Source organism: Mucilaginibacter sp. UYCu711 (genome assembly GCF_050433825.1).
GTDB lineage: Bacteria > Bacteroidota > Bacteroidia > Sphingobacteriales > Sphingobacteriaceae > Mucilaginibacter.
In genome coordinates this window covers 461,509-469,422 of sequence record NZ_JBNPWM010000004.1, presented here as the reverse complement: position 1 = coordinate 469,422, position 7,914 = coordinate 461,509, and the positions used below count along the sequence as shown (strand labels likewise).

General features: G+C 41.4%; 9 protein-coding genes. 2 read left to right on the top strand and 7 right to left on the bottom strand.

Features of this window, described 5'->3' with window-relative positions; all coding sequences use genetic code 11:
- Positions 1-106 precede the first annotated feature (106 nt).
- Positions 107-640: a hypothetical protein gene (locus ABIB50_RS11580; RefSeq protein ID WP_429379879.1), complete on the bottom strand. Its 534-nt coding sequence runs from the start codon at positions 638-640 to the stop codon at positions 107-109.
- A gap of 122 nt (positions 641-762) precedes the next feature.
- On the opposite strand from ABIB50_RS11580, the gene ABIB50_RS11575 reads away from it, so the two are divergent.
- On the top strand, positions 763-1,224 hold the full coding sequence (locus ABIB50_RS11575) for a DUF2147 domain-containing protein (RefSeq protein WP_429379878.1): 462 nt from the start codon (positions 763-765) through the stop codon (positions 1,222-1,224).
- Between the two features lie 106 nt (positions 1,225-1,330).
- Here the strand turns inward: ABIB50_RS11575 and ABIB50_RS11570 are convergent, their stop codons facing one another.
- Positions 1,331-1,906 (bottom strand): YceI family protein, encoded by a 576-nt coding sequence (locus ABIB50_RS11570; protein ID WP_429379877.1) that lies wholly within the window; start codon positions 1,904-1,906, stop codon positions 1,331-1,333.
- A 93-nt stretch (positions 1,907-1,999) separates the two neighbouring features.
- Entirely contained in the window at positions 2,000-4,255 is a 2,256-nt protein-coding gene (locus tag ABIB50_RS11565; RefSeq protein ID WP_429379876.1) for a S9 family peptidase, read from the bottom strand.
- Positions 4,256-4,354: 99 nt separating this feature from the next.
- Here ABIB50_RS11565 and ABIB50_RS11560 point away from each other — a divergent pair, with 99 nt between their 5' ends.
- On the top strand, positions 4,355-4,888 hold the full coding sequence (locus tag ABIB50_RS11560; RefSeq protein WP_429379875.1) for an acyl-CoA thioesterase: 534 nt from the start codon (positions 4,355-4,357) through the stop codon (positions 4,886-4,888).
- 7 nt (positions 4,889-4,895) lie between these two features.
- Here the strand turns inward: ABIB50_RS11560 and ABIB50_RS11555 are convergent, their stop codons facing one another.
- Genes ABIB50_RS11555 through holA form a run of 4 tightly spaced genes read right to left on the bottom strand, consistent with a single transcriptional unit; the run spans position 4,896 to position 7,815 of the window.
- A complete protein-coding gene (locus ABIB50_RS11555; protein ID WP_429379874.1) occupies positions 4,896-5,987 on the bottom strand; it encodes a carbohydrate-binding family 9-like protein in 1,092 nt (363 codons plus the stop codon).
- A gap of 10 nt (positions 5,988-5,997) precedes the next feature.
- A complete protein-coding gene (locus ABIB50_RS11550; protein WP_429379873.1) occupies positions 5,998-6,402 on the bottom strand; it encodes an EVE domain-containing protein in 405 nt (134 codons plus the stop codon).
- A 46-nt stretch (positions 6,403-6,448) separates the two neighbouring features.
- Positions 6,449-6,793, bottom strand: a complete 345-nt coding sequence (locus tag ABIB50_RS11545) for a protein tyrosine phosphatase (protein ID WP_429379872.1) — start codon at positions 6,791-6,793, stop codon at positions 6,449-6,451.
- The gene (holA, locus tag ABIB50_RS11540) at positions 6,793-7,815 is read right to left on the bottom strand and encodes a DNA polymerase III subunit delta (RefSeq protein WP_429379871.1); all 1,023 of its coding nucleotides are present in this window, start codon (positions 7,813-7,815) and stop codon (positions 6,793-6,795) included. The genes ABIB50_RS11545 and holA overlap by 1 nt, the downstream gene beginning before the upstream one ends.
- Positions 7,816-7,914: the final 99 nt, after the last annotated feature.

Genomic DNA, 7,914 nt, shown 5'->3' with positions numbered 1-7,914 from the left:
TCTCTAATCTCTAATCTCTAATCTCTAATCTCTAATCTCTAATCTCTAATCTCTAATCTCTAATCTCTAATCTCTAATCTCTAATCTCTAATCTCTAATCTCCGACCTAAAACAATCCCCTCAACCCATCAAATATACTCTCGAAGAAGGTTGGCATGGTTAAGCCGTTATGATGGTTAAAGTATAGGAAAATACAGAAGATAACTATGGCGATGATAATAAATCGCTTAAACATATAGCCCAATAAAACTAAAGCCAAGGGTATAATTACCAGCAGCACCCAACTTATATGCATGGGGCGCAGCTTGCCATCCTGTTTATAAATATAGTAAAGCATGGAGTGCAAGCCATCGTTATTAACATGTTTCACATAAAAAAAGGCCGACTTCTCCAGCTTATGCCGATAAAAGGCTGTCCCTTTTTCAAACTTCATCTGCTCCTGGAAACCATTTATAGTGAAAGCAAACATACCTTCAACTTTTTCCTGTACGTTACCGGCTGTGTCCACCGCTACTATAGCCACTTCGCTATCGGCAAAAGGGTTTTCTTTTATTACAAATTGCTTAATGGTAACTGTATCGGCAAAAGCAAATCTGCCCGCACCCATCATCAATAGCATAACAAATAATATCTTTTTCATTTTTTAGTATTAGGTTTGAGCATCGAAACAACCCGCAATAAAATTAGTTATTATTAACTTATAATATAGCCATAAGCTAATTTCAATTAACGAACACGTATATAATGCTGCATAACCTGTTAATGTTTAAGTTTTTACTTGTTTTTTTCCTAACGGGATCATCCGCCTTACCCAATGATGGTAACGACCCTAATGCCATTTGCGGCAAATGGATATCAGTCCATAAGGATTATCTGGTTCAGGTTTATCGCGATGGTAACACTTTTAAAGGGCGTACACTTTGGTTCAAAAATAAAGATACCAGTAAAGCAATGGATGAATGGACTGACAAACATAACCCCAACCCCGACCTGCGCGGTCGCAAGCTCGTAGGCATTAATATTCTGACAGATCTTACTTACAATGCAAAGTCAAACAGTTGGGAGAATGGGCGAATATACGATGCCACCAAGGGGAGTTTCTGGGACGCGTCTGTAAGTATGACAAAAGATGGATCGCTTAAAGTTACCGGCTATTGGCACTTTAAGTTTATTGGCAAATCGGTTACGTTTGTGCGGTATAATAATGAGAGATTAATTAATTAGGGGTTTGAGATTAGGTTGAGCCGCATCGAATAAAAAGGCGATGAGTATTGAAACTCACCGCCTTTTTTGATCAACTTGTATAGCTAAAAATTCTACTAATGACTAATTAGCTTTTAGAAAACTCGCCATTAGCTTTTATTTGTACTTCGTCGCTTAACATTGGCGAGGTAAATTTTGAGCCGAAGCTAAAGTCAGAACGTTTTATTTCGCCTGTTAACTGGAAACCGGCAACTTCTTTACCGCCCTGGCCGGCTATAGTACCACGGTACCATAGGTCCATTGTAACTGGTTTGGTTACGCCATGTAAGGTTAAATTACCTGTTACTTTATACCGGTTAGCGCCTGGGCCTTTGGTTATGCCGGTGCTAACAAAATTCATAGTTGGGTATTTAGCTATATCAAAAAAGTCTGGGCTTTTAAGGTGATTATCGCGTTTTTCAATTTCGGTATTAATTGTAGCTGTTTGCGCAACCAAAGTAAATTTAGCATCGCTAAAATCAGGTTTGGTGGCTACAACGGTAACATCAAAATCTTTAAATAAACCTTCAACGTCCGACACTGCAAGGTGCGTAATAGTGAAAGTAAGTTTTGAGTGATTCTTGTCTACTTTCCAGGTAGATTGTGCAGAAACGGCAGTTATAGTCAGTAATGCTACTGCTAAAATAGAAATGATCTTTTTCATTTTTTTTTTATTGTTTTAAAATATTTAAGCAAAGGTAAGAAGATTGTCTATAAATAGATGTTTAAACATTCATTTTGACTTTGATATGTTTTTTTACTTCTTAGCATTTATGTTAACCAGATCATTCTTTCCTTTTAAATACTTCTCCAGGTATTGAAAATTTAACGTTTGTATAAGCACATAGCTTGCCAGGTCGTAAGCCGCGCCGTGTGCGCCTTTAGGATAGATCCTGAGGTCAACATCCTTACCTGCCTCGGCAAACGCGGTAAGCATCTGCATGGTGTTAGCGGGGTGCACATTATCATCACTCATGGAGTGGATATATAATAAATGATCCTGCAGGTTCTTAGCAAGCGGGATGGTAGAGCTTTTGTCATAACCGGCAGCATTTTCTTTGGCAAGGCCCATATAGCGCTCTGTATAAATATTATCATACAAGCGCCAATCGGTTACTGCCGAATTTGCCATACCTGCCTTAAATACACCCGGATAGGTAAGTAATGTGTAAAGTGTAGCATAACCACCGTAACTGGTACCCATTATGGCCATGTTACCTTTGTCAACATAAGGAAGGCTGTTTAGGTATATTGCCGTCTCGGCAAAATCGCGGCTTTCATATTTACCTAATTGCTTGTAGCCTATCTTTAAAAATTTGCTGCCATAGTTAGAGATCCCTCGGTTATTAACGTCGACAACGATATACCCGTTTTGGGCCAACCATTGCTGCCAGCTATTTGCCGAAAACTGGTTATAAATAGAATGCGATTCCGGGCCACCATACACGGTAAATACGACGGGATATTTTTTTGACGAATCAAAATCAAACGGTTTGATCATATACGCATCCAAAATAACGCCGTCGCTGGTTTTAACTTTAAACAGCTCCGGTGCGCTGTAAGCATGTGTTTTAATAAAGGCAGAAACAGCCGCGTTATCCTCCAGTAGTTTTAACTCTTTGCCGCTGTTATCATATAAACCTACATGCGCAGGTGTTTTTATGTTGCTGTACCTGTCTATATAATACTTGGTATCCGGCGACATATTAATGGTGTGGAAACCATCAATAGTACTCAGCTTTTTCTTATCGGTGCCATCAAATTTGATCGTATAAAATTCCTGCGCCATGCCCGATGATTCGGCCGACAAATAGTAAATGCTTTGTGTTTTAGGATCAATACCGGTAACCTTAATCAGGTCCCAATCGCCTTTGGTAACCTGGTTTATCAGCTTACCATCATAGCTATAACGATAGATATGGTAATAGCCTGAGCGATCAGACACCCAAAAAAACTCTTTCGAATCTTTAGGGAAGTAAACCATGTCATTTACATCAGTATAAAAATCAAATATGGCAACCCAGCTGGTATTCTCTTCTTCTAAAACAACATGATGTTCGCCGGTTTTTACGTTGAAGAAATACAGCTTCATGTGGTTCTGCTCGCGGTTAAGCGTCATCACTGCTAATACATTTGGGGTGCTTGTCCAATAGATGCGCGGGATATAAAAATCGCCGGTTTCATCAGGTTTGAACCAAACCTTTTTGCCGGTAGTTACATCGGCTACGCCAATTTTAACCTTAGCGTTTTCATCGCCTACCAACGGTACATGAAAGTTTACCGTTTCGCTGTGATGGCCCTCAAAATTGGTCATTTCAAAATTAGGCACCTTGCGCTCGTCAAATTGCCAGTAAGCTATGTACTTATTATCCGGCGACCAGTTCCAGGCTTGTGGCTGGCCAAATTCTTCTTCGTAAACCCAATCATAATGACCATTAAAAATGACGTTCTCGCCGGTCGCGTCGTTGGTTAGTTGTTTTTCTTTACCGGTAGCAAAATCATAAACAAACATATTGCCTTTACGCTCAATACCTACTTTTTTGCCATCAGGCGATAATTCGGCGGTACGTGCATCTTTAGCAGCTGCTTTTAGTTGTTTGGTTTGCAGGTTGTAAACATAATAATTGGCTATACCCGATTTGCGGTATATGGGCCTGAAATCTGATTTAAAAACCAGGTTCTTAAAATCATGCGAGAATTGGAAAGACTCATAATCAAACGTTTTTTTAGTACCCGGAAAGGTAAGCCCCTTTTTGGTAAATAGCAGTTCGTCTTTTAAAGTAGCGGGCTCCATCGAGCGAACTTCCTCGCCGGCCAGGTATGAATATTTTTGCCCGCCGTTTATCCAGTTAACACTTGCAGGGCCACGTTTGCCGCCAAGCTTGCCGCCGGCAAACAGGGCATCGCTAAGGTTAGTATATTCTGTTTTTTGTTGTGCCTGTACGGCATAAGGGAATGCGCTTATTAGCAAAAGCGCCACGCACGTTAGTTGTGCAGCTATTTTTTTCATCATGAAATCAGTTTGGCTAAAGCTAAGGCATTTACGGCATTTGGGCAATATTATAGGCCAAAATTTATACTTAAAATGTATATTTACGCTAAACGCAAACTGATGACTGCCAAATTTCCAAAAGAATCACTTACAATAATGAATGAGTTGGTACTACCCAATGATACCAATACCTTAAACAATTTAATGGGCGGGCGCTTACTGCACTGGATGGATATTGCAGCCGCTATATCGGCACAAAAACATTGCAACCGCATTGTGGTAACCGCTTCTGTTGATAATGTATCGTTTAAACACGCCATCAAACTGGGCGATGTGGTAACTATTGAAGCTAAGATTACCAGGGCCTTTACCACGTCTGTAGAAGTACGGCTGGATGTTTGGGCACAGAACATCCCATCGGGCACGCTGGTTAAAAGTAACGAGGCTTATTATACGTTTGTAGCGTTGGATAATGAAGGTACTAAAGTAGAAGTACCCGAATTGAAACCTGAAACTGCTGACGAAACCGAATTGTACAATGGCGCCTTGCGCCGCCGCCAATTGCGCCTGGTTTTAGGCGGCAAAATGAAAGCTGATGATGCTACTGAGCTGAAGGCTTTGTTTTTTGGAGGAGCTAATAACTCTATCAAATAAATCTGATTTATTTTACCGTGTTAACTAAGCCGTCCTGGTTTATGCTTAGGGTGACATGATTGGTATTATCGGTAATTATCGCCATAAACTGGTGCATGGTGGCCTCTAATTTAATTAGGGCAGGATGCCCGTTAATGGTAATTTCGTTAGCCATATTAAACAATTTCAAATCGGCATTATAGGTGTGGTGCTCATCAAACCATTTCTTTTCCTGGTAATAGATCAGCCATAAATACTTTCTTTGCTCTTCGGTAAGCGGGATTGTAAATTGGGCTTTATTATCTGCTGATTTTATAAAGTGCAGATAACCCCAACGCTCGGGATAGTGCATATTGATAACTCCTTGCGGCGACCATACCCAATTATGCTCGGGCAGGTTGCGGCCCCTGGTATCTTTTAGTTTAATGTATTTGCCGCCGGCTACCTGCGTATCCCACTCAACCCGCGAAAAGTTGATACGCCAGGTGGTACCATCCGTAGGTGTTTGGATATTGTTACCGATGCTGATGGCACGATACGGGATAGCTAGCTCTATCGTCCAGCCCTTGTCAGCATCAGCCGCGTTATTAAGCGTGCCATGCACTTTTACCGCCGACCGCAACCCTTGCGCGTTCCAGCCAAACATGGCGCTGCCCTCGTTACGGTAAGGCTTATTTAAAAACAGATCGAACACCGTATTCAGCGCGTTAAATTCCAGCTCGAAATATTGGTGGGTGGTATTGTTTGGGTCGATGAATACTTCGAAGTCGTTATCAAAAAACACGATCTCATCATGCTGCTTAATATTGGCCCAAACATGCGGATCCATAATTTTGGCGGCTATGTACAGGCAGGTGTCGCCCCAAAGCATTTTAACATTGGTTTGCAGTTTGGGCTCACGCTTTAGGTCGCCTTCAATATCACGGAAGTTATCGGTCCAGCTGGCTTGCTGCCATACACCATCGTTGATATCGCCATCAATAATTGGCGGTACTTTTACGTAATTAACACTATAGCTTTTAGGGGTTGTAAATAGATTATCAAACCCTTTAAACAGCGATTGCGCCTTTAAGCTGACCGGTATCAGCAACAAAATAAGTAAGGATAACCGGCTATTCATAAGTCGCGGTTTAACTGCCCAGTTCAACAATACGGTCAAACTCTTCGCGCTTAAGGCCTATTACCGAAAGGCGGCCCTGGCGCACCAGGCCAATATCTTTAAGGCGCTCGTCGGCTTTTATAGTTGCCAGGGTAACCGGGTTCTTCAGTGTCTCAACCGGCGACAGCTCGACCACCAGCCAGTTAGGGTCGGTAGTAGTTGGGTCCTGGTACGATTCTTTAACAATTTTAGCTATGCCCACTACCTCTTTACCTTCGTTGCTATGATAAAATAAAACCAGGTCGCCTTCCTTCATTTCGCGTAAGTTATTACGTGCCTGGTAGTTGCGCACACCATCCCAAAAAGTGCGGCCATCCTGGTTAAATTTTTCCCAACTATATTTATGCGGCTCTGATTTTACTAACCAATAGTTCATTGTGATTGTGTTGTTATGCGGTAAAGCTATCAAAACGAGGCAGTATTTACAAGTTGTATTTCAGCTTCAGGATATCGTTGGTCTTTTCGTTTATTATCTGAATGAGTTCCTCGTCAAGATATTCATATTCATCAGGAATATTCAACACTTCAATTTTAGGTAATTGAAAATGTCTGTATATCTCTTTGATCTTTGCCCGATGGTCTGTTTCCATAACCAATACCAGGTTGGCCCAGTTCAGATCGTTCTCGGAAATTTTCCGGTCGCTTTTTGGGCTTAGCCCTGCCGATCGGATATTAAAGCGCGGATCGTTTTTAAACATATACTCGGCCGTGCGGCTGCGGCGTTTATTTTTGCCGCAGATAACCAAAATATTGGGGCGCTCTACCATTAATGCAATATCTTAAACATCAATTCCTTCATTAACCCGCCATGGTCTGTGTTTGATTCCACACCCTTGCTTTTTACGTCATACTCGCGCAGGTAGCTTATTATCTGCATGGTTTTGCCATAAGGGTAACTACGTGCGGCGGCTTCATAATCCTTCACAAAAAACGGACTGATACCTAATTCTCTCGCCAGGTTTTGTTGTGATTTATCTTTGGAGTAATGATAGATGAGCACTTTGGTGAAAAAATTATTCAGGTTGCCTAATACCAGTACTATCGGGTTTGCTTTGGGATTGGCCTCAAAGTAATTAATGATCTGGTTAACCTTCAAAGCGTCTTTGCGGCCCAGGGCAGTTTGCAGCTCAAATACATTGTACTCTTTGCTTATGCCGATGTTATCATGGATATGCTTAAGGGTGACCTCCTGCCCTGCCGGTACATTCAGCATCAGCTTATCAACCTCATTAACAATTTTGGACAGGTCGTTGCCTAAGTACTCGGCCAGCATTAATGATGCCTGCTGGTTAATTTTATAGTTTTTTTCGGTTAAGTAGCCTTCGATCCAGGCAGGTATCTTGCTATCATACAATGCCGCCGACTCAAACACCAGCCCATTTTTTTCTATTGCTTTATAAGTCTTTTTACGCTTATCAAACTTGCCGTATTTATAGCAAAACACCAGTATGGTGCTTGGCAGCGGGTTATCCAAATAGCTTAATAACGGGTTAATGCTTTTCTTATCATCACTCTCACTGCCCCATTTCATTTCCTGCGCTTCTTTTACCAATACCAACTGGTAATCGGCCATCATGGGATAACGCTTGGCGGCGTTTAGTACGGTCATGATATCGGTATCCTTCCCGTACAGCACGGTTTGGTTAAATCCCTTCTCTGCATCTGATAGCAATTGATGCTCTATATGGTTGCCCACTAAGTCTATAAAATAGGGCTCTTCCCCATGCAAAAGGTAAACAGGTTTGTATTTGCGGTTTTTTAGATCCTTAATTATATCGGCAGCGCTCATTAAGTCAAAAGTAAAATAATTTTGGTGATTAGTTGATTAGAGGTTAGAGATTAGTGCCTGTCAGTTCTGTAAAAATCAGTGCAAAAGGTTTTTATATAG